This window comes from Mesorhizobium neociceri, assembly GCF_013520985.1.
GTDB lineage: Bacteria > Pseudomonadota > Alphaproteobacteria > Rhizobiales > Rhizobiaceae > Mesorhizobium > Mesorhizobium neociceri.
In genome coordinates, this window is record NZ_JACDTY010000007.1 from 85,342 (window position 1) to 105,384 (window position 20,043).

The following is a 20,043-nucleotide window of genomic DNA, read 5'->3' on the forward strand; positions in this document are numbered from 1 at the left end:
AGCGGGACACGGGATCGTTGAAAGGTTGCAGGACACAGAATCGTCGAGCTCTACCTTCAACGGTGAATCGTAGAGTTCTATGATCTAAGGTTAGAGTTAATCTCCAACCGAGCGCGAAGGCGCGCGCGGTTAGACCGCGCGCTTCGCCTGGTCAACGCCCTGTGAAAAATTAAAGGCCGCTGTCGACGCCAGACTGCTCGAGCGGAACGTAGAGCAACACGTAATTCTGAAAGCCGGTATCGCAAACCTGCCAGTAGAAGCGCACCCGATTCCCGCGCTTCGAATCGTTCCAGGACTTCGCATCACGCTCGCATCCATCGGCGGCGCGGTGCTCCTTGTCGGTCGGCGCGCCATACTGGTTGGACAGACGGCCACCGATCAGATTTGCGGTTTCCCCGTCGGGGATCCGGAGATAAACGCCGCTCAGCTTGTCGTGATCGAAGTAGAGCCAGACCGGCGCCTTGAATTCCTCGGTCGTGTAGATGCCGTTCAACATCGGGACACCGCGGATCGCCGGCAGCGCATAATCGGCTTGCTCTTGGGCGGTGGACTGCTTCAGTGCGATCTTGCTCAAGCTCATCACTTCGGCAGGAGATTGTCCCCATTTCGTGAATTGCCAGTCCGCCATCGCCGGCCCGCAAAGGCTTGGGGCTGCTGCCAAAACGATGGTGATGACGCGCCTCATCGTCGCCTACTCCCTGCTCACCGCGTAAACCACTCGGCCGACGATGCGGACGGTGTCATCCTCGCCGCCGTCGATCGGGATCGGCTCCTGGAAGCGAGGGTCATCCGATTCGGGAAGCAGCCAGATCTTGCCGGCGTCATCCCGCCATAGCTTCTTGACGGTTGCCTCACGCAAGCCGTCGGCGCGCTCTCGTTCCACGATGTAGCGCCGGCCGGGCTCGAGCGCAGCGCCGGTCTCGATCAAATCGGTGAATACCAGAACAGTATTTTCCGGATACCGCCGGTTCATTGACGGGCCACGCACCTCGGCGGCGTGAAGGGTAAACGACCGCCAGGCCGGGTCATCAGGAACGCCTTCGGTGTAGACGTCGTCGTCGCTCCACTCCCAGGTCTCTGCCCAGTGTCCTGCCTGTACGAACCCGGTGACAGGCACATTTCGCAGCGCAGTCAACGGCGACGCCGTCGCCTTCGATAAGCTGAGGTCACCAGGGTCGAGCTGCAGCGCTCGCGCCAGCGATTCGAGCTTGTCGGTCCGCACCGACAGCTTCTTACCCTGGACGATATCGCGGATGTAGGTGCGCTCGAGGCCAGCTTTTGTGGCCGCCTCAACGGGCCCGAGACCCAGCTCATCTAGCCGTCGCACAACGATTTTTTGCAGGTCATTTTGCATGTAGGAATTATCCAACCCACGCTCCTGACACGCGAGGGGGAAGTTTCCTATTGACGAAGTGGGATTGTTCCTACTATCGTTCTGGACATGGAAGCCGAACTCATCCGCCATCTGTTGACACTTCTCGATCGGTTCCGGGCCCACCGGGACCGCGAGGAATCGACTATCGGGCGACACTGCGCCGCCGATGGTGCGTTCTTTTCACGCCTTCGCGAAGGAAAGACGCTGACCGCACGCAAGTACGACCTGGTCGTCGGCTGGTTTTCGGAGAACTGGCCGGAGGGCGCCGAATGGCCGGCCGACGTGGTCCGCCCCGTTAAGGAAGCGGCGGAATGAACGCGGCCTCAGTGCCCACCCCTGGCCAGACGACTGCGTCCGTCGGCGAGCAGCTTTCGGAACGCCTCGTTGCTCATCACGACGTGGCTCTGCTCGGACTGGCTGCCACCGTCTGCTGTCGTCAACCCGACGAGGTGCACAAAATTCTTGTCGACGACCACACGAACTTCGTCGACGAACAGCGTTGGCTGCGTCATGGAAATGCCCTCCCGGCAGAACGCCAAAAGGGCGCGTCACCAATTCATCACGGAAGGCAACTGTTCGAAATAATACGAAAGGCCGTTTCCACTGCTTTCCACAGAAATGGTTTCCAACGCCTTTCAATTTTTATTACGACCGATCTTTCTGCCCTCAGAGACGAGCCGTCGAAACGTCTTCTCCGGCATTGCAAGACGGGCCTGAAGGCGGACCTGGTGCTCTTGGCCGGCTATAGGCGGCAGCTCGGTCCAGAAGAGCAGTCGCACGATACTTTCCTCGACTACCTGCACGGCGTAGCCGGTCACGAAGAGACTGGGAAGCGGCTCGGGCTCGGTCAGTATCGGTTCCGCGTCGTGACCATCGGTGTTCATTTTTTCAGATCCCTATTCTCGGTTTCGCGCGCCACCCCAACCCCGCGCGATCGTCGGCGGCCCTGCGCCGGCGTGGTGGCCCTGTCTGTCCTGTTTGACATGGGCCACCACTTTTTTTCGATCGTCCGTTCATCTTTCCAAACTCCTCGCTCCGCCGGCGCATTGCAGTGCGCCGGGAGCTCCGCGTTCAAGTCGCTCTTTTCGAGCTCCGCTGCAGTACCCGGCAGCAGAGATAGCGAAGGAAGCATGTCATGCGTGACAAGAGTTGTGTCGTGGGTAGCAAGATGCATGTAGCGCGTATCGACGATCCGATCTGGCTCGGCCAGGAAGCAAAGCGGATGTCCAAGGAGATCCTGCGGAAGGAGCATCGCGGGCCCGGTGACACCATCGAGGCGGCGGCGAACCGGCTTCATATCCGGCACCATGTCGATGCCTCTGTTATAATCCAGTGCTGGAACAGGCCGGCCAGGGAGATGAAAGTCTCTCGGTGGATGTCTGTATTCATGGTGTACTGGGCTGAGTTTGGTGCCAAGGCGGAAACCGCGTACGAGGAAAAAAGGAAGGCAACTAATGCCCATCCGGCGCTGGTTAGGCTGGCTGATTTTGTGGCTGGCCGAGAGGGGGAAGAGACCTCGGGAGACGCCGGATGAGCGAGCTCCCAGACTGGACGAAGCTGACAAGTCGCGAGAAGGCCGAAGCGATCCTCCCCCATCTGGCGGCGGGGGAAAGCAACGGTAGGATCGCATCCCGGTTTCTGAATTGCGGTCGCTGTCACATCGCTGGCGCCGTCAACCGGATGAAGGTTACCGGTCAGAACCCGCCATCTAGGCGTGGAAGTCAGCGCCACATTGGAAAGGCCGCGACAACCAAGACGCCGGCCGCGAAGGCCAAACCAGCGCACCGACCTACGAAGCTCGTCCAGCAGACCAGTTCATGGCGCGGGCCAAACAACCCCGTCGCAGTTGACTTCAAAGCCCGCGCCCTGCAGCGCGCGGCATCGCCGGGCATCATCGTCAAGCGCGAGAACGCCTTCGATCCGATCCCCGACACCCCCCCCGTGGCTTTCGGTTCCCCGGGATGCCGGTGGCCAGTCGATGGCGTGAACGGCATCGGCCTTCTCGCCTGCGGTGCCGCGAAGGAGCCGGAGCGCTCCTACTGCGATGCGCACCGCCAGCTTTCATATGCGCCACCGACCTATCGATTGAGCGTCCCTAAAGGCGTCTGACACCAGCAAAGGAAACCAGCATGACGAAAGTGCATCAGCGCCCGAACATGGCGACACCGTCTGAGGCCAGTTCATTCGTCGACGAATTTGATCGCCTTGAGCAGGGCCGCGAGGAGCGACTTCGCGTTCTCGACGCCGAGTTCAAAGCTAAGAAACGTGCCATCCAAAAGGACGTCGACGACGATCAAAAAACGATTCTTGAGGATGCCAAGAACCAGGGCGTGAACAAGGGAGTTACTCGCATGCTGCCGCCAAGGCGATCGCCGCCAGCGGCTTCAAGGCTCAACTGGACCCTCGGGATGAGGACAGGGAAAGCGTCGTCACGGCCATCATTTCCGAGGCCGCAAACCGCATCCGGGCTCTCTAGCCCTCTCATTCAACCGAGGATATCAAAATGAAGATCTCCACCATGTTCATGGTGGCGTGCGGGCTCGCGCTTGCCGCCACCGCGGTGTTCGCCCCTGAGGCCATCGCCGCCATTCTCGCCTTCACCCACCCGACGTCTGACGGCGGTCATGGGATGATGATTGCGTCTGCTGCTGCAGCTGCGATCGACCCTGAGGAGCTGAAGAAGGCGATCAGCCCCGTCATGACCGCCTTCGAGGAATTCAAGATCACCAACGACAACCGTCTGAAGGAGATCGAGAAGAAGGGGTCGGCCGACGTCATCACGACCGAAAAGCTCACCAAGATCGAGACCACCCTTCAGCAATATGAGGGCCTCAACCAGAAGCTGACCATGGCTGAACAGCAGGCCAAGGCCGCCAAGGATGCCGCGGAGCGCATCGAAGTCGCGCTTGCACGTCTTCCGGCCAACGACCGTTCCCGCAAGGATCCGGGCGAAGCCAAAGCGATGTTCAACAGCTGGGCACGCGCCGTTGTTCGCGCCCATGCCGTCGGCGTCGTCAATCTCGGCGCCGATGAGCAGAAGGTGCTCGCCGATGTCATGGCGGAAGCCAAGGCACTGAATGTGGGCACCGACACCGCCGGCGGCTATCTCGCGCCGACCGAATATGTCGCCGAGATCATCAAGGCGGTGACGCTCTCCAGCCCGGCCCGCGGTCTCGTCCGCGTCCGTAACACCGCCAACAAGGCGATCCAGATCCCGAAGCGCACCGGCCAGTTCGCGGCGCGGCGCACCACGGAACAGGGCACCAAGACCGAGACGACCGGTCTGACCTACGGTCTCGAGGAGCTCACCGCTCCCGAGATGTACGCCCTCATCGACATCTCCAACCAGATGCTCGAGGACGCAGCCTTCGATATGGAAGCCGAGATCCGTCAGGAATCCGCGGAACAGTTCGCCGTCAAGGAAGGCGCCGAGTTCGTCTCCGGCACCGGCATCGGCGAATACGAAGGCATCCTGACCAACGGCTCCGTTGCGGAAACTGTTTCTGGCACCGCGGCGACAATCGCGGACTCCGATGGCCAGGCCAACGGCTTGCTCACCCTGAAGCATGCCATCAAGACCGCCTATGCGGCCAACGCGACCTGGATCATGAACCGCACCACCATCGGTTCGGTCCGCAAGCTGAAGGACGCCCAGAAGAACTACATCTGGATGCCTGGTATCGCGCAAGGCAAGCCGAACTCGATCGACGGTGACCCCTACGCGGAGTTCCCGGACATGCCGTCCGAGGGCGCCAACCTCTACCCGATCGCCTATGGCGACTACCGCCGGGCTTACACCATCGTCGACCGCATCTCGATGGAAATGCTGCGCGATCCCTACACCCAGGCGACCAGCGGCAACATCCGGTTCATCTTCCGCCGGCGGACCGGCGGCAAGGTGGTTCTCGCCGAGGCGATCCGCAAGCTGAAGTGCTCGACCTGACGGCAGCACGCCGCTTCTGAGGAAGCATCCGGGATCCGCTTGCCGGATCCCGCCACCCTCCCCTTAACCCTCCTCAACGGAGAGAAAAATGGACGACCTTTACAGCTCTTACAAGACGCAGACCGCCATCGCTGCGGTCGCCGTCGGCACCACAGGTACCGGAAAGACCGGCAAGATCATCGACCGCAAGGGCTACATCGGCCCCGTGCTGTTCGACATCAGCTACGGCACCATCACAGCCACCAACGCGACGCTGACCGTGACCGTGAAGGAAGGCGACGTCACCGGCACCTTGACCTCGGTGGCCGACATCGATCTGATCGGAACAGAAGCCCTAGCTGGAATCGGCGCCACCGGCACCCGCACCTCCGGCACCTCGAAGAACGTGGCGAAGAAGATCGCCTACAAGGGCGCGAAACGCTACGTGCAGTGCAACATCAAGTCGACCGTCACCGCCGGCCCGCCGATTTCCGCCAACGCGGTTCAGCGGCCGCACAGTATGCCGGCTGCCTGATTCCCCCTCCGCGCGCCGGCGTGACCGGCGCGCGCTTCCCTGTCCGACAACAGGAAATCCGACAATGAACATCCATACCGCCCCGGTCGAACTCGCCAACGGTGAGCGCCAGGTCGCATCGACGCTCGAAGGCATCCGGCGAGACCATGTGGCGCGCTACGAATTCGCGGCGAAGCAGGTCAGCAAGCGCGGCAGCATCGTCGATCTCGCCTGCGGAGTCGGCTACGGCTGCGCGATCCTGGCTGATGCCGGCCATTCGGTCGTCGGCATCGATCGCAGCCAAGCCGCCATCGACTATGGTAAGGCCCATTTCCGTCGCGGGAAGGTCGCGCTGCTCGCCGCCGACGTCATGGATGTGGCCGGTTATACCGACAACGCCTTTGCAGCCGCGGTCTGCTTCGAGACCATCGAGCATCTCGCCGATCCGCTACCGATGCTGAAGGCGCTTCATGCCGTGGCGCCAAAACTGATCGCCAGCGTGCCCAATGAGGCGGTGTTCCCACATCGTGGCAGGATCCTGCATCATCATCGCCACTACACCCGGGCGGAATTCGCCGAGCTGCTCGAAAGCGCGGGCTGGCGCATCACCGGCTGGTTCGGCCAGGCCGGCCCGGAATCGGAGGTTGAACCCGACATCGAAGGCCGCACTATTGTTGTCACCGCGGCCCGCGAAGGGAAGCGCAAGAGTATCGCCCCAAAGGCGGCGGCCGCCACGGCAGAACACGCCGGACCCGTGCCCGACCACGTCCTCATTCTTGGGCTGGGGCCCTCGCTCGAGGGCTATGTCGATATGGCGAAGCGGCTGGGCGGCCGTCACGCGTTTTGCGACGAGGTCTGGGGCATCAATGCCGTCGCCGGTGTCGTCCAGTGCGATCGCGTCTTCCATATGGACGACGTCCGCATCCAGGAGATCCGCGCCGCGGCTCGCCCGGAAAGCAACATTGCCCGCATGCTGGACTGGATGCGCCGGCATCCCGGCCCGATCTATACGAGCCGGCCACATCCCGACTACCCGGGCACCGTGGCGTTCCCGCTCGAGGCGGTCATCAATTCCTGCGGGATCGCCTACTTTAATTCGACGGCGGCCTATGCGGTCGCCTACGCGGTGCACATCGGCGTGAAGCAGATCAGCCTGTTCGGCTGCGACTTCACCTATGCCAAGGCCCATGACGCTGAGAAGGGCCGCGGCTGCGTCGAGTTCCATCTCGGCATCGCCAAGGCTCGAGCAATCGAGATCGGTTTTCCGAGCAACACATCCCTGATGGATGCCGCGGCGCCGATCGAGGAGCGCATCTATGGCTACGACACCTTGACGCTCAGCTTCGACGGCGGAGGTGACGAACCTATCAAGGTGACGATGACGCCGCGCGAAGCGCTGCCCACCGCGGACGAGATCGAGGCCCGCTACGATCATGCGAAACACCCCAATCCGCTCGTGAAGAGCTGAACCATGGAAGGAAGTCCGATGTCCGCAATGAAGGCAGTTTCCGTCCTCATTTCCGTGCGTGTCGCCCAAGAGGGCAACGTGCACGGCCGCGAAATCATCAAGGGCACCGACGACGAGATCCCGGAAGAGATGTTCGAAAGCCTGGCGAAAGCCGGCTACGTCGAGGCGATCGCCAGCGGAAAGAAAGGTAAGAAAACGAAGCCGAGCGCCGACGAGGCGCGCGAGGCAATGATTGCCGATCTCGGCGCGCTTTCCGATGACGAGCTCGCTGGGATTATCAAGGCGGAGAAGATCACCGTCGACGCCGCGGACAGCCGTGACGCCGTCCTCGGCAAGATCGCCGACGCCCGTATCGCCGCCCAGGCATAATCGATGCATTCGATCCTGGTTGTCACGGTGGCGGCGACCGACCGCTCGCTGCTGACCGTGGCGGAGCGCCGCGAGGCCGCCGGCGTGGAAGACGGCAGCCAGGACACGAAGCTCGCCGCGCTGGATCTCAGAAACAGCGCAGCAATCATGACGGAGTGCGATGTCGCCGTTGGCGCCGGTGCCGAACCGACGCTGAGGCAGGAAACCCTGACGGAAACCTTCCGCGGCGTCGATGTGCAGGACCTGCTGTTGGCGCGGCACTTCAATATCGAGATCACCAGCCTTATCCAGGATGGCGAGACCTTGGCGGTCGAAGACGATTTTGTCGTCGATCCGGAATCAGGCCTTGTCGCGCGGCTGGTGAACGATCGGCCGATCCGGTGGTGCGCAACCAAGATCGTCGCGGTCTACAAGGCCGGCTTCGCCGAGGTCCCCGGAGATCTTGCGGAAGCCGCGATGGATTTCATGCGCCTGACCCTGGCTGAAAGAGGTCGCGACCCCTCCTTGAAATCCGAGGTCATCGACATCCCAGACGTCCGGCGCGTCGAACGCGACTTCTGGGTTGGCGCAATCCCGGGCCAGGCCACCGAAAGCGCTGTACCTGAGATCGTTGCCGGCAAACTCACCCGTTTCTACAACCCCACGGTGGCATGATGGACAACCCCGGCATCTACAGCCTCGGCGATATCGGCGTCACCGCGGCCGATACGTTCACCAGCGAACCGATCACCGGCCTCGCCGGCGTCTCAGAGATCGACGTTCAGCTGCGGTTCGCCTACGGCAGCGGCGGCACCACCATCAAGGCCTTTGTGCAGTCCACCCTCGATCAGGGCACCACCTGGTTCGATCTCTGGTGCATGGCCGGCGCCACCGCGAGCAAGACGCGCGCGCGTCGGCTAAAGCCGGATGGTGTCGAGCAGACGCCCACCGATGGCGCCCTTGCCGATGACACCGTCGCCACCGGTATTGTGCTTGGTGACCGCTTCCGCCTGAAGCTGGTGTCGACCGGCACCTATGCCGGCAACACGCTGCTCTCCGCGAGGATCCACGCGCGGTGACGACGCCAGCCGAACTGATAGCCGACCTCGACGCCGCGCTGCTCGACGCCGGCGAGGATGCGGTGTTGCGCAGACTGACACTGGGCCCGGGCGCAATCCAGATCCCGTTCGATTGCGACGTCCGCGCCTCGATCCGGCCACTGAAGCCGGAGGAACTCGTCGGCAACATCGATCAGACCTGGTCGCGCGTCGTTTTGAGCCCGACCGATATCAACCGGGCGCAGTTCCAGCTGCCGATCCGAAAGAACGACAAGATCGTGCAAGACGGCAAGGTTAGGAACGTCGAGTTCCCGAAACATATCAGGGTGCAGAACACGCTCGTCCGCGTCGAGCTGGTGGTTGGCGGCTGATGGCGCGCTTCGACACCTTCGAACGCGATCTCAAGCTGGCGACAGCCGGCATGGAGCCCGCCGCGATCAACGCAGCGCTGGCAAAGTATGCGCGGTCTGAGCTCGCCAAGGCGATCGCCGCCGGGGCGTCGCCGCAATACGACCGTTATGTCAACGGCGTCCCTGGCCTCGCCGAGGAGGCCGTCGTTGCGCCTGGCTCGATCCTGTACGTGTTTTCGAACTGGCCGCTTGTTATCAACGCCGCACTGGCCGAGCTCGAGCGCCGTGCGCCGCGAAGATCAGGACGATATGCGAGATCCTTCGTGGTGGTTGTGGCCGGCCGTGTCGTCGTCACCGATTTCTCGCGGATCCGACCGGATGCCGAGATCACCATTTTCAACGCCTATCCATCCACACGCAAGATCGAGACCGGCTACAACGGATATGGTGCGCGCCATTTCGATCTCTCCAAGGCTGCACTCAACAGACGTTTCGGAAGCGTTTTCCAGTTCGAGATGAAGTTCGTGGATGTGCCGGGCGGCATCAACCCGCTGGCGCCATACCACCTCAAGCGTACCACCCGGCGGCGCGCAGCCGGCTCGCCGCTGACCTATCCCGCACTTGTGATCAACGCGCTCTGATGTCCAGCTTCATCACCTACGACACCATCGAGCAGTATCTCAACGCGCAGTGGCCGATCGCGTGTGCGGCGGCGTCGCTCGAAGCCACGCCGCTCGTCTATGAGAATATGTCATTCGATCTGCCCGACGATCCTGCGCATTTCGTCTTCGCCGAGATCTTCGGCGATACCTACGATCAGGAATCGATCGGCGCCGAACCCCGCACCGGCAACCTCTTCCGTGAATGGGGCCAGCTCTACCTGAATGTCATGACCAGGAACGGCATCGGGACAGGGCTTGCCCGGAAATATGCGACGCAGCTTGTGGGCCTGTTCCAAGGTCTCGATGTCGGCACCTTGACGTTCCGCGAGGCCTCGATCGGCGCCGGCGAGCCCGGCAAGAACGATGGAAATTATTTCCGCATGACCGCAACCGTAAATTGGAGACGCGACCAATGACCAAGGTTTTGAAGCCGTTCACCACGCGCGTGCAGCGGTTCGCCGCCGGCGCCGACGTCCCGGCCGACACCGATCTGTCGCCGCACACCCTCGAAGGTCTGACCTCGCAGGGCTTCCTCGAGGCGCCGCCGAAGCCGTCCAAATCCAAGGCCGATTCCGCTCGCGCTGCTGAATAAAAGGAGTAATTTGAGCGGGCCGATTTGGTGCTGGTAACACCGCGTCGGCCCTGACCAAAGCCCGCTGTTAGGAGCGAGAATGGCTGAGCCCAGAGTGGCCGCGACTGGCATCGTTGACAAGCCCACAACCATCTATGGGCTGGTCGATCCGCTGACAAATGAACTTCGGTATGTAGGCAAGACGGTCAAGCGTCTGCCTCAACGTTTGGTCGACCACATCTGCGCGGCGAAGCGAACCAAGAACAAGCGACATTGCCTCGCCTGGATCGCCGGGCTGTTGCTGGCTGGTCGCGCCCCGGAAATCTTCGAGCTTGAAATCGTCCAGGCCGGCGAATGCTGGGTCGAGGCCGAGCAGTTCTGGATCGGATATTGGCGCTTCGTCGGCGCCGATCTCTGCAATCGGACCATCGGCGGCGAAGGTGTGCCTGGGCATAGGCAGAGCTTGGAGCAGCGGGAGCGCGTCCGACAGTTCTTTTCTGGACCAGATAGTCCGAATCGTGGCCGCCCGATGTCAGCTGAGACCAAGGACGCTCTTCGCAAGGCGCGGGCGATCAAGGAAGCCGACCCCGAATGGAAGGCGTGGGCCGACCAACGACGAATCGCCGGGATGACGGAAGAAGGCAAGGCGCGATCAATCGCCGCGCTCATCGATCCTGAGAAGCGGTCTCACGGCAATGCGGGGCGGCGTGCCGCCGCGCAGACGGACGCGTCACGAAGCCGAGTTGGCGCGCAATCAGCACGGCAATGGGCAGAAAAACGCGACGACATCATCGCCGCTCAGAACGCGGGCAAGGGCGATGAGTGGCGTCGCAAACAGAGTGTAGGCAAGCGCCGCCTTTGGCGTACGCCGGCCTACCGGAAGAAAACGGCGGAAGCGCACGCCGTGAAACTGACTGCAGCAGACATCGGCGAGATCAGAGCGCTTCTCGCATCAGGAATGAAGGCCTCGCTCATTGCGCGGCGGTTCAATGTCGATGCATCGCACATCAGCGGCATCAAATCGGGCCGCCGCTGGACGCATCTATAGTCCCATCCAACACTCAACCCCGGGGCCGAAAGCCCGCTTTGATAGGAGGCTCCTTTGAGCGATTCCAACAGGTTGCGCTTGTCCCACGTCCGAGAGGTCACCCTCGGCACCACGCCGGTTACACCCCGGATGCGCAAGGCGCGCCTGAAGGGCGAAACCCTTCGTTTTGCGCCGGTATTCGTCAGCTCGGAAGAGATCCGCGACGACCGCATGAATTCGGACCCCATCAAGGTCAACGAGATGAATGATGGGCCGATCAACGGCGAGCTCTCCTGGCCGCCTCATGGTTCCCCGTTCTCGGACTGGCTTGAATCGCTGTTTGCCAACACCTGGGTGAACACGCCCTATCGTGATAACGACGGCGTCGCCGACAGCGTCATCACGGCGATGACAGGCACGACCGACGTGGTCACCTGCCTGACTGGCGCCGCCTTTGTTGCCGGCCAGATCGCCCAGTTCTCCGGGTTCGCCACGGGGGCCAACAATGGCATCTTCAAGTGCACGACCGGCCATGCGACGTCACCGGTGTTCCTCGGCGCCGGCTTCGTAACTGAAGCCGCCCCCGCGGCCGCGGCGCGCATCAAGGTCGTCGGCTTCCAAGGTGCCTCGGGTGATCTTGTCGCCGTCGCCGATGGCATCACCTCGACGTTGCTCGACTTCACCACACTCGGCCTCACCGTCGGCCAGTGGATCAAGATCGGAGGCACCGCCAGCGGCGACAGGCTTGCCACAGCAGCCTGCAATGGCTGGGCGCGCGTCATCGCGATTGCGGCAGCCAAGCTGACGCTCGACAACCTGCCCACCGGCTGGACCACGGATGCCGGCACCGGCAAGACGCTGAAGGTGTTCTTCGGCGACACGCTGAAGAACGGCCTCCTCACGATCAGCCAGACCATCGAGCGTGGCTTCATGGATCAGGGCGTGCCGACGTACATCGCGCAGCGCGGCATGACCGTCGACCAGGGCGTCTTCAACTTCGTCAAAGAGCAGATCGCGACCTGGACGCTGACCTTCGCTGGTCTGACGGGCACGCAGGATACCACCTCCCTGGACGCCTCGCCTGACGCCGCCACCACGAATGCCATCATGGCGGCCGCGGTCAATGTCGGCCGCATCGCGGAGAATGGCACCATTGTCGGTGGCCCCAACTTCATCGAATCGGTGACACTCACCATCAAAAACAACCTGCGCATGATCGGCGGTATCCGCTCCGACGGTCTCGTCGGCGCCGAGGACATCGGCAAGGGATCGTTCGACGTCACCGCAGCGATGGGGACCTACTTCGGGTCCAACGCTCTGATGGCCAAGCTGTTCGCCGGTACGGCAACAAACATCAACCTGCGCATCGCGAAAAACAGCCAGGCGATGATCTGGGCGGTACCCCGTCTGACCTACACCGATGGACAGACCAACGCGACGGCGAAGAACACCGACACCAAGCTGCCGCTGACCGGCATGGCGTCACTCGACACGCTCACGAACGCGCACGCCCTGCTGGATCGCCTGGAATATTTCGAAGTCTAATCCAGACCCCGCCCGACAGCGGGACCGGTTCTGCGCAGAAGGCGGCGGGCTGTCGGGCCCGTCGCCACCCTTCCGACAAAGGATAGCCGACATGACCATCAAGCTGGGCAGCCTTGCTGCCGACCTCGTGAAGGAACGGGAAGGCGATTGGATCGAGCCGAAGGAGTGGCCGGGGCTCAACCCCGAAAAGCCGCATGAGCAAATCCCGCTGCCCGGCCTCGCATTTCTCACGCGATCGACCAACTATCCGCCTTATGCCGCCGCCTATCAGCAGGAGCTGGAGAAGTTGCGGCAGGCCTTCCCGAGCGGCACCATCCCGGCCGAAGCTCAAGCAAAAGCGGAGGGCAAGCTCGCCATGGAACATCTCTTGCTCGGCTGGCGTGGTCTCGACATCCCGTATTCCCCTGAAATTGTCGGCTCCGTTCTCATGGCGGAGGAACATCGCGTTGTCCGCAATATGGTGCGTTGGTGCGCCGGTCTCGTCGGCAAGCGCAAGGTCGAGTTTGAGGAAACCGCCTCGGGAAACTGAAGGCGGCCTTCCGCTACGACCTGGAGCGGAGAGGCCATCACGAATGGCTGGCTGACCTAAACCGGGAGTACCCGGACGAGGTACCAGAGGAATCGCTTCCGACTAGGCCGGACGAAGCCAGGTATGAGCGCTGGCACGACTTCTATCGTCGCGCTTGGCAGACCTTGCGCTACGACCGTCACTACACCGAAGGCGGCGGCGAAACCCCGATCCACTTCCTCGCCTATGACGCCTACGGCCGCCGCTACAGCATCGAGGGCGAAGCCTTTGATCGCTTCGTCGCCTTTGTCTCCGCCATCGACGACGAATGGCTGATCTATCTCGCTGAAAAACGAAAGGAGGCTGCACCATGAGCGACATCGCGCTATCCAGCCTCCGCGTCGGCGCCGATTTCGATGCATCACGGTACGCCGCCGGCGCCGCACAGAAGGTTGCATCGGACAAGGCGATGATTGCCTCGTCTCAGGCGACAGCTGCCGCGTTCAGCCAAGCCGACACTAAGATTAGCTCGGCCGGCGACAGCCTTGCCAAGCTGTCGCGCCAGTACATCGATGGCTTCAAGAACCAAGAGCGATTCGAGCAGGGTCTGCGCCAACTTGGTCGGCAGATCGACAGCGGCAAAACCGACATGGAAGGCGCGACCCGCATTCTTGTCGGCATGAACCAGAAGCTCGGTCTGAGTGCCGATGCTTCGGAACTGGCTGCGAAAGGTCAGACCCAACTGGCGGCGGCGGTCGGCATGGCGAATGCTCAAATCGATGGGCAAGCCGTCTCCCTGGCGCAAGCGGCGGCGACCGCGGCGGCGCAGGCGGAGCGCCTCGAGACCATCCGGCAGAAATATGACCAGACTTATGCATCTGGTCAGCGGATGAGTTCCGAACTGGCCGAACTGGCCGAACTCGAACGGAGCGGCGCGCAGATCACCGGCGGGTATGCAAGCGCCCTCGATAATCTTGTGCTCAAATACGATCAGACCGCTGCCGCAGCAGCCACCGCCGCAACCGCCCACAAACAGTTTATTGCCGCCGCCCGCGCCGATCAGGCCGCCGAGAACAGCCGGCAGGTCGCGGCAGCCAATCAGGGCAGCTTCAATTCTGTGCTCGGTGTGGCCGCACCGACCTCTGGTGCGCGAGCCTCCGCATCGGTCTTCGAAGCCGACTTCGCCCAAATGGAAGAGGTTTCTCGCCAGAAGGCGCAGCAGGCCGGCCAAGCGTTCGCCACCAACCTTGAAAACTCTCTTGTGGCCGGTACGGCGAAATCCGCTCGTGACGCGGCGGCCGTCTTTTCTGCGGATTTCGCTCAGATTGAAGAAATCGCAAGTCTCAAGGCGCAACAAGCAGGGCAGGCCTTTGGAACCGAGTTGGATAGCAGCCTAGTGGCTGGCATCGCGAAATCGGCTCGCGATGCCGCCTCGGTCTTCACAGCCGAAATGGACCGCCTCGATACCATCGCCAAGCTAAAGGCCGAACAGATCGGCTCGACATTCCAGAGCGATCTCAACGCCTCGTTCGGCATTGGCTCCAGTGGCGGTTCTGCCCGGGCATCGGCCTCCGTTTTCGAGGACGCCGGCCGCGAATCCGATCAGATGGCGTCGCGTGTCGCTGCGCTGCGTGCCGAACTGGACCCCGCCGCCGCCGCACAGAACCGCCTCAACGACGAGTTGTCGGAGTATTCGGCGCTGGCGGCCAAGGGGGCGATATCGGCCGAAGAGTTGGTGGCGGCGCAGACCCTGGCGCGCAGCCGTGTCGCCGCCAATCAGAACGGCGCCGGCAACAGGCTTTCCAGCTTTCAGGTCCAGGGCCTCGGCTATCAGGCAAACGACGTCGTCACCATGGCGTTGCTCGGCGCCCCGGTGGGGCAGATCGCCGCCTCTCAGGGTGGCCAGATCCTGCAGACCCTGCAGATGGGCGAAGGTGGCATCGCGGGCTCGCTCAGTGCGATAAAGGGCAGTGCGGCTGCGGCGGGAACGGCGCTCGTCGGCACCCTCGGTACTGTTGGACTGATTGCAACAGGCTTCGGCGTCGCCGCCGTGGCCGCCGGTGCTTTTTACCTCCTGACAAGGGATAGGGCGAAATCGCTCAACGATGCTCTGAAGGACCAGAAACAGGACATCCTTGAGGTCGCAAGCGCCTATGATTTGGCCAAGGTAAGCGCCGACAATTACAACAAATCACGCGGTATCTATGCAGGGGCGGCAGCCCGGAAAGGCCAAACCGATCTTGGCACGGCGGCACGGTCCGAAGACATCGACGTCCTTGATGATCTCGCGCGCTTCGTCGTGCCTGGCTACCATAAGGCCGGGTTTTATCAGGCTCGCTCACAGTATTCCGCGTTCAATGATCCCATCAGCGCGTTCTCAAAGAACTTCGATTATGACGAACTCGCCAAGGGCGTGCGTGACATCACTGCGCAGAATCCCGCCCTGCAGGAAACCGGCGACAAGATACTCAATATCGCAAAGGCCGGGCATGAGGCGGCAGCGGCCTTCAAGGAAGGTGCCGACGCGTTGGCAAGGATCAACGCCCGTGCTCCGAGCCTCGCCGACGCGCGACTAGGGCAGGACTATCGCGACCAGAACGACGCGCAATTGACCTGGCTTGAGCGCCAGCAAAGCGCCGCTTTTGCCGGTATCGGGGCCAAATCGCCGGAAGAGCGCCGGCAAGCTGCCATGGCTTCCGAGGCGGCCAAGCCGAGCGCGGAAGGCGAAAGCGCCGACGTCCGCCAGTTTAAAATCGCCAGCGCTGGAGCGATGGCCTACAAAGAGGCGCTGCACCAGCTGACCGAAGCGCAGGATCAGCGCCGCCGCTCACTGGAACAGACGCTCGATTCGGCCAAGCTCGACGTCGAACTCATCGGCAAGACCACGGCTGCAACTGAAGGGCTGCGTCTCGCCTTCCAACTCGAACAGGAGGTGCGTGAGGCCGCAGCGCAGAGCAACACCAAGGTCGATGAAGCCGAAATCGCGCGCATCAGGGCCAAGGCCGCTGAATATGGCAAGCTAAAGGCTTTGCAAGAGGCCCGCGACACCATCCACGTTCAGGAGATCGACCTCGAGACACAGCGCGCCGAGGTCTCCACCATTGGAGAGAACACACTGGCGCGTCAGCGCGCCGCGGCAGCCCTGAAAGCGGAGCAGGATATCCGCAAGCTTGGCATCCCGCTCTATGGCGAGGAAGCCAACCAGATCCGCGCCAACACGGCTGCATTGTCGGACCAAGCCGAGGCGATGGCCAAGGCATCGTTGCAGACCGATCTCCTGTTCGAGCGCTCACAGATCCTGCGCAACGAGCAGGATCAGCAGATCGCCTCCAGGCTGCAGAGCGCCGGCCTGCCGGTCGACCTCAACTCGGTGGAAGCCGGCATGATGCGCTACAATATGGCGCTGTCGGAGGCGAAGGACAATTTCAAGGGCTTCTTCACCGACATGGCGCAGGGCCTCAAGGAAGGCAAATCTCTGTGGGAGAGCTTCAAGGACGCGGGCATCAATGCGCTTTCCAAGCTCGCTGACAAGCTGATCGACAGAGGCCTCGACGGCATCTTCAATTCGCTGTTCGGCGGACAGTCCGCAGGCGGCGGGCTGCTCGGCGATCTGCTTTCCGGCAACAGCGAGTCGCAGTCGCAATCGGCCGGCGGCGCCTCATCCTTCCTCGGCAAGCTGTTCGGTGGCGCCGGCGGCCAATCGGTCGGCAGCATGCAGGTGCAAGCCGCCAGCGTCTTCATCAATGGATCGCCGGTCGGTGGGCTCGGCGCCATCGGCTCGCTTCTGGATGGTCAGTCGGGGACACCGTTCCAAGCCGACTCGGATTTGATGGACGTGCTTGGCCGTCCCGGGGCGGCGAACCAGAACTATATCCAGACGCGCATCGACCAGGCGTTTGGCACCGGCGGATCCGCACAGGATCTCATCCAGAGCAGGATTGATCAGGCTTTCGGCGGCGGCGGTCTCGGTGGCATTTTCTCACCGTCCGGTGGCTTCTCCGGCGGCGGCGGCCTGACCGGTAGCATGTCGTCCTACGCCAGCGCCATCAAGATGATCGAGAGCGCCGGCAGCGGCGGCTATTCCGCGCTTGGCCCGATGCTCAAGAACGGCAACCAGGCACTCGGCGCCTATCAGGTGATGAAGAGCAATCTTCCGTCCTGGTCGACCGAAGCCTTCGGATCGCCGATGTCGCCTAAAGCGTTTCTCGGCAATCCGTCAGCACAGGATGCAGTGTTTGAACAGCAGTTCGGAAAGCTGCTGTCGAAATACGGCAATTCGAACGATGCCGCCTCGGCATGGTTCACCGGTGGGCCGCTGGCAAAGAATGGTGGTGCCAGCGATATCCTGGGAACCACCGGATCGCAGTATGTCGACAAGTTCAACGCCGCGCTGTCGAAGCTGGGCGGCGTTACCGATCATACGACGAGCTCGATTGGCAGCCTTGGCAGCGGCACGACGTCCTTGCTGAGTTCGATCGGGGGCGCCGCGAACGACGCCACCAAGGGCCTCGGCACCTTCAGCAGCGCGCTGAGCCAGTTCCCGTCCGCGCCAGCGGCTCCCGGCGGTGGAGGTGGCGGTCTGTTTGGCTGGCTAGGCGGATTGTTCGGTGGCGGTGGCGGCGGTATTGGCTCATTCTCACCTGGAGTGCAGGCTGACTTTGCGTCCGGCGCGCTGGGACTAGGCCTTTTCGCCGACGGAACCGAGAACGCTCCAGCCGGCTGGTCATGGGTCGGCGAGCGCGGTCCGGAACTGCGCAAGCTGCGCGCCGGCGACGTCATCCGCAGCAATCCGCGTTCGATGCAGATGGCGGGGAACCAAGGCGGCGCCCCGGCCGCCAATGACAGCCGTCCCTCGCAGAACATCCATCAAACCGTCAACTTCATCTTCCGTGAGAACCCGGCGACGCCCGCCAGCCAGAACCAGATCGCGACGAAGAGCGCGCGCGCCCTTGAGAAGCTGCAGAGGACGGCATGACGTTCTACAATGCCGTTCTGCCGGGCTCGATCTCGCAAGGCAGTGAGTTCGCTCCGGTCAGCCTGGTCGACTTCGCCAGGGGGCCGACTGGTTTCGAGCAGCGCCGATCGAGGCGTTCGCGCAGGCTGCGTCGTTGCAACATCGGCAAGAACATCCGCACCGTCGACGACGTCTACGACATCCTGTCGTTTTTCGAGGTGATGAATGGACCGGAGCATTCCTTCGCCATCCAGAACCTCATCGATCACAGGACCTGCAAGCCGTCCGGCACGCCGACGGCGCTGGACGCCACCGTCGGTGTCGGTGATGGCGTCAATCTCGCCTTCCAATTGAAGAAGCAATACAAGGTCACCAAGGTTGATGCCTCCATCATCGCGATCGACCGGTCCATCTACCTGCCTGTGTCAGGCACGGTGCTTGTCGCGGTAGACGGCGTCCTGAAGACTGAAGCCGTCGACTATGTCGTCAACTATGAGACTGGTGCCCTCACGTTCATAGCCGGCCATGAGCCGGCGAACCTGAAAGCCGTTACATGGGGCGGCAGGTTCAATGAAAAGGTCCGCTTCGACACAAACGACCTCGGTCACGTGATGGAATTCTTCCGTGTCGGTTCCGTCCCCTCGATCCCGCTCGTCGAGGTGCGCTGATGGTCGGCAGGACGACGCCGGCGGTCGTGCTTGCCGCGATCAACTCGGAAGCCTTCGCGCTGCCAGTAATCGTGCTGATCATCCTCGCCAACGGCACCAGGATTGGCCTAACTGAATGGGATGAACCGCTCGACACCGATCTCGATGGTGAAGGCGTCGAGACCTTCTCGCCCGTCGATTTCCAGCAGCTCTCCGCTTTCTCCGCCCAGATCAACGCGCCGATCGATGACCGCGAGCTCATGATCATTCTCGGCGGTGCCTCTCTGACTGCCAGCGACGTCCGCCGCGGCCGCCTCGACAACGCGATGGCGATCATCGGCTACGTGCTCCCGACAGATCTCGCGAACCCGTGGCTCTATTGCACCTATGATTTCGGGCAATCCGACATCAAGGGGCTGGTGTCGCGCATCGAGATGATGGGCACGGAGAAACGCTTTGAGCAGCCGGTCGGGCTTACGCTGGGCGCGAATTGCCCGAACAACTACGGCGACCTCGATTGCGGGATCCCGACGCGCACCAATGCCTGGGCGGCGGAGACCGATTACGCGCTGCGTGGCATCGTAAAACGGCTGACCGGCAGCGCCGGTATCCTTTGGTTTAGAGCGACCGTCGCCGGCACCAGCGGTCTCACCGAGCCGGTTTGGCCGACAGTTCTCGGCAACACCGTGGTTGACGGCACCGTGACATGGAAAGCAGTTCGAGCCCGCCGGATCATCGGGACCGTCAGCGCGGTCACCGATCGCAGGACGTTCACCTCTACGGGCATCTCGGTGGTGGCCGACTATTTCGGCGAAGGCTTCATCACCTTCCTGACCGGCGACAACGCCGGCGATACCCGCCGAGTCCGCTCCGATAATGGCACTGGAACGCTGATCCTGCATCTCGGAGCCTATGACGATATCGCCATCGGCGACACCTTCGAAGCGCTCGTCGGTTGCCGGCACCGGCGCGTCGAGGACTGCATCACCAAGCACGACAACAAGAACAACTCGCGGACCGGCACGCTGCGCTACCGCGGCTTCGATTTCCTCGCCGGTGAAAACGTCACCGCGACCGCACCGAAGGGCTGACCC

Annotated in this window: 25 protein-coding genes; 21 read left to right on the forward strand and 4 right to left on the reverse strand. The window is 62.4% G+C overall.

Annotation, left to right across the window (positions count from 1 at the left end):
• Window positions 1-169 precede the first annotated feature (169 nt).
• Together H0241_RS15915 and H0241_RS15920 are read right to left on the reverse strand one after the other, a co-directional pair.
• Complete coding sequence (locus H0241_RS15915; RefSeq protein WP_181058616.1) at window positions 170-685, reverse strand: hypothetical protein; 516 nt, start codon at window positions 683-685, stop codon at window positions 170-172.
• 6 nt (window positions 686-691) lie between these two features.
• Entirely contained in the window at window positions 692-1,369 is a 678-nt protein-coding gene (locus H0241_RS15920; protein WP_181058617.1) for a LexA family transcriptional regulator, read from the reverse strand.
• 72 nt (window positions 1,370-1,441) lie between these two features.
• On the opposite strand from H0241_RS15920, the gene H0241_RS15925 reads away from it, so the two are divergent.
• Window positions 1,442-1,690, forward strand: a complete 249-nt coding sequence (locus H0241_RS15925) for a hypothetical protein (protein WP_181058618.1) — start codon at window positions 1,442-1,444, stop codon at window positions 1,688-1,690.
• Window positions 1,691-1,698: 8 nt separating this feature from the next.
• Here H0241_RS15925 and H0241_RS15930 read toward each other — a convergent pair whose 3' ends face one another.
• Together H0241_RS15930 and H0241_RS15935 are read right to left on the reverse strand one after the other, a co-directional pair.
• Complete coding sequence (locus H0241_RS15930) at window positions 1,699-1,887, reverse strand: hypothetical protein (RefSeq protein ID WP_181058619.1); 189 nt, start codon at window positions 1,885-1,887, stop codon at window positions 1,699-1,701.
• A gap of 123 nt (window positions 1,888-2,010) precedes the next feature.
• Window positions 2,011-2,259, reverse strand: a complete 249-nt coding sequence (locus tag H0241_RS15935; protein WP_181058620.1) for a hypothetical protein — start codon at window positions 2,257-2,259, stop codon at window positions 2,011-2,013.
• A gap of 251 nt (window positions 2,260-2,510) precedes the next feature.
• On the opposite strand from H0241_RS15935, the gene H0241_RS15940 reads away from it, so the two are divergent.
• The 20 genes from H0241_RS15940 to H0241_RS16035 all read left to right on the forward strand — a co-directional run bounded on the left by H0241_RS15940 (window position 2,511) and on the right by H0241_RS16035 (window position 20,040).
• On the forward strand, window positions 2,511-2,909 hold the full coding sequence (locus H0241_RS15940) for a hypothetical protein (protein WP_181058621.1): 399 nt from the start codon (window positions 2,511-2,513) through the stop codon (window positions 2,907-2,909).
• On the forward strand, window positions 2,906-3,484 hold the full coding sequence (locus H0241_RS15945) for a GcrA family cell cycle regulator (protein ID WP_181058622.1): 579 nt from the start codon (window positions 2,906-2,908) through the stop codon (window positions 3,482-3,484). The genes H0241_RS15940 and H0241_RS15945 overlap by 4 nt, the downstream gene beginning before the upstream one ends.
• Window positions 3,485-3,504: 20 nt before the next feature.
• Window positions 3,505-3,882, forward strand: a complete 378-nt coding sequence (locus H0241_RS15950; protein WP_181058623.1) for a hypothetical protein — start codon at window positions 3,505-3,507, stop codon at window positions 3,880-3,882.
• Window positions 3,879-5,318, forward strand: coding sequence for a phage major capsid protein (locus tag H0241_RS15955; RefSeq protein WP_235984303.1), 1,440 nt, complete (start codon window positions 3,879-3,881; stop codon window positions 5,316-5,318). The genes H0241_RS15950 and H0241_RS15955 overlap by 4 nt, the downstream gene beginning before the upstream one ends.
• A gap of 88 nt (window positions 5,319-5,406) precedes the next feature.
• Entirely contained in the window at window positions 5,407-5,832 is a 426-nt protein-coding gene (locus tag H0241_RS15960; RefSeq protein ID WP_181058624.1) for a hypothetical protein, read from the forward strand.
• Window positions 5,833-5,896: 64 nt separating this feature from the next.
• Window positions 5,897-7,279: a class I SAM-dependent methyltransferase gene (locus tag H0241_RS15965; protein WP_181058625.1), complete on the forward strand. Its 1,383-nt coding sequence runs from the start codon at window positions 5,897-5,899 to the stop codon at window positions 7,277-7,279.
• 18 nt (window positions 7,280-7,297) lie between these two features.
• Window positions 7,298-7,648, forward strand: coding sequence for a hypothetical protein (locus H0241_RS15970; protein WP_181058626.1), 351 nt, complete (start codon window positions 7,298-7,300; stop codon window positions 7,646-7,648).
• 3 nt (window positions 7,649-7,651) lie between these two features.
• Window positions 7,652-8,302, forward strand: a complete 651-nt coding sequence (locus H0241_RS15975; protein WP_181058627.1) for a hypothetical protein — start codon at window positions 7,652-7,654, stop codon at window positions 8,300-8,302.
• Complete coding sequence (locus H0241_RS15980) at window positions 8,302-8,706, forward strand: hypothetical protein (RefSeq protein WP_210284947.1); 405 nt, start codon at window positions 8,302-8,304, stop codon at window positions 8,704-8,706. Before H0241_RS15975 ends, H0241_RS15980 begins: the two co-directional genes overlap by 1 nt.
• Window positions 8,703-9,056, forward strand: coding sequence for a hypothetical protein (locus H0241_RS15985; protein WP_181058629.1), 354 nt, complete (start codon window positions 8,703-8,705; stop codon window positions 9,054-9,056). Before H0241_RS15980 ends, H0241_RS15985 begins: the two co-directional genes overlap by 4 nt.
• Window positions 9,056-9,676 (forward strand): hypothetical protein, encoded by a 621-nt coding sequence (locus H0241_RS15990; protein WP_181058630.1) that lies wholly within the window; start codon window positions 9,056-9,058, stop codon window positions 9,674-9,676. The genes H0241_RS15985 and H0241_RS15990 overlap by 1 nt, the downstream gene beginning before the upstream one ends.
• The gene (locus H0241_RS15995; protein ID WP_181058631.1) at window positions 9,676-10,113 is read left to right on the forward strand and encodes a phage tail terminator-like protein; all 438 of its coding nucleotides are present in this window, start codon (window positions 9,676-9,678) and stop codon (window positions 10,111-10,113) included. The genes H0241_RS15990 and H0241_RS15995 overlap by 1 nt, the downstream gene beginning before the upstream one ends.
• Window positions 10,110-10,289 carry a hypothetical protein gene (locus H0241_RS16000; protein ID WP_181058632.1) on the forward strand — a complete coding sequence of 60 codons (180 nt, stop codon included), beginning with the start codon at window positions 10,110-10,112 and terminating at the stop codon, window positions 10,287-10,289. Before H0241_RS15995 ends, H0241_RS16000 begins: the two co-directional genes overlap by 4 nt.
• A 79-nt stretch (window positions 10,290-10,368) precedes the next feature.
• The gene (locus H0241_RS16005) at window positions 10,369-11,316 is read left to right on the forward strand and encodes a hypothetical protein (protein WP_181058633.1); all 948 of its coding nucleotides are present in this window, start codon (window positions 10,369-10,371) and stop codon (window positions 11,314-11,316) included.
• 54 nt (window positions 11,317-11,370) lie between these two features.
• Window positions 11,371-12,840, forward strand: a complete 1,470-nt coding sequence (locus tag H0241_RS16010; RefSeq protein ID WP_181058634.1) for a phage tail tube protein — start codon at window positions 11,371-11,373, stop codon at window positions 12,838-12,840.
• A gap of 91 nt (window positions 12,841-12,931) precedes the next feature.
• A complete protein-coding gene (locus H0241_RS16015) occupies window positions 12,932-13,369 on the forward strand; it encodes a hypothetical protein (RefSeq protein ID WP_181058635.1) in 438 nt (145 codons plus the stop codon).
• 164 nt (window positions 13,370-13,533) lie between these two features.
• On the forward strand, window positions 13,534-13,722 hold the full coding sequence (locus tag H0241_RS16020) for a hypothetical protein (RefSeq protein WP_181058636.1): 189 nt from the start codon (window positions 13,534-13,536) through the stop codon (window positions 13,720-13,722).
• Window positions 13,719-18,323 (forward strand): phage tail length tape measure family protein, encoded by a 4,605-nt coding sequence (locus H0241_RS16025; protein ID WP_181058637.1) that lies wholly within the window; start codon window positions 13,719-13,721, stop codon window positions 18,321-18,323. Before H0241_RS16020 ends, H0241_RS16025 begins: the two co-directional genes overlap by 4 nt.
• The gene (locus H0241_RS16030) at window positions 18,320-18,970 is read left to right on the forward strand and encodes a DUF2460 domain-containing protein (RefSeq protein WP_181058638.1); all 651 of its coding nucleotides are present in this window, start codon (window positions 18,320-18,322) and stop codon (window positions 18,968-18,970) included. The genes H0241_RS16025 and H0241_RS16030 overlap by 4 nt, the downstream gene beginning before the upstream one ends.
• Window positions 18,970-20,040 (forward strand): baseplate hub domain-containing protein, encoded by a 1,071-nt coding sequence (locus H0241_RS16035; RefSeq protein WP_181058639.1) that lies wholly within the window; start codon window positions 18,970-18,972, stop codon window positions 20,038-20,040. The genes H0241_RS16030 and H0241_RS16035 overlap by 1 nt, the downstream gene beginning before the upstream one ends.
• Window positions 20,041-20,043 lie beyond the last annotated feature (3 nt).

Bases quoted from the DNA above. Each gene is read 5' to 3' on its own strand.
- H0241_RS15980 (WP_210284947.1), top strand. From the start codon at position 8,302: ATGGACAACCCCGGCATCTACAGCCTCGGCGATATCGGCGTCACCGCG.
- H0241_RS15925 (WP_181058618.1), top strand. From the start codon at position 1,442: ATGGAAGCCGAACTCATCCGCCATCTGTTGACACTTCTCGATCGGTTC.
- H0241_RS16000 (WP_181058632.1), top strand. From the start codon at position 10,110: ATGACCAAGGTTTTGAAGCCGTTCACCACGCGCGTGCAGCGGTTCGCC.
- H0241_RS15965 (WP_181058625.1), top strand. From the start codon at position 5,897: ATGAACATCCATACCGCCCCGGTCGAACTCGCCAACGGTGAGCGCCAG.
- H0241_RS15950 (WP_181058623.1), top strand. From the start codon at position 3,505: ATGACGAAAGTGCATCAGCGCCCGAACATGGCGACACCGTCTGAGGCC.
- H0241_RS15995 (WP_181058631.1), top strand. From the start codon at position 9,676: ATGTCCAGCTTCATCACCTACGACACCATCGAGCAGTATCTCAACGCG.
- H0241_RS16030 (WP_181058638.1), top strand. From the start codon at position 18,320: ATGACGTTCTACAATGCCGTTCTGCCGGGCTCGATCTCGCAAGGCAGT.
- H0241_RS15955 (WP_235984303.1), top strand. From the start codon at position 3,879: ATGAAGATCTCCACCATGTTCATGGTGGCGTGCGGGCTCGCGCTTGCC.
- H0241_RS15935 (WP_181058620.1), bottom strand. From the start codon at position 2,259: ATGAACACCGATGGTCACGACGCGGAACCGATACTGACCGAGCCCGAG.
- H0241_RS16005 (WP_181058633.1), top strand. From the start codon at position 10,369: ATGGCTGAGCCCAGAGTGGCCGCGACTGGCATCGTTGACAAGCCCACA.
- H0241_RS15975 (WP_181058627.1), top strand. From the start codon at position 7,652: ATGCATTCGATCCTGGTTGTCACGGTGGCGGCGACCGACCGCTCGCTG.
- H0241_RS15960 (WP_181058624.1), top strand. From the start codon at position 5,407: ATGGACGACCTTTACAGCTCTTACAAGACGCAGACCGCCATCGCTGCG.
- H0241_RS16025 (WP_181058637.1), top strand. From the start codon at position 13,719: ATGAGCGACATCGCGCTATCCAGCCTCCGCGTCGGCGCCGATTTCGAT.
- H0241_RS15990 (WP_181058630.1), top strand. From the start codon at position 9,056: ATGGCGCGCTTCGACACCTTCGAACGCGATCTCAAGCTGGCGACAGCC.
- H0241_RS15915 (WP_181058616.1), bottom strand. From the start codon at position 685: ATGAGGCGCGTCATCACCATCGTTTTGGCAGCAGCCCCAAGCCTTTGC.
- H0241_RS15930 (WP_181058619.1), bottom strand. From the start codon at position 1,887: ATGACGCAGCCAACGCTGTTCGTCGACGAAGTTCGTGTGGTCGTCGAC.
- H0241_RS15940 (WP_181058621.1), top strand. From the start codon at position 2,511: ATGCGTGACAAGAGTTGTGTCGTGGGTAGCAAGATGCATGTAGCGCGT.
- H0241_RS15945 (WP_181058622.1), top strand. From the start codon at position 2,906: ATGAGCGAGCTCCCAGACTGGACGAAGCTGACAAGTCGCGAGAAGGCC.
- H0241_RS15970 (WP_181058626.1), top strand. From the start codon at position 7,298: ATGTCCGCAATGAAGGCAGTTTCCGTCCTCATTTCCGTGCGTGTCGCC.
- H0241_RS16015 (WP_181058635.1), top strand. From the start codon at position 12,932: ATGACCATCAAGCTGGGCAGCCTTGCTGCCGACCTCGTGAAGGAACGG.
- H0241_RS16035 (WP_181058639.1), top strand. From the start codon at position 18,970: ATGGTCGGCAGGACGACGCCGGCGGTCGTGCTTGCCGCGATCAACTCG.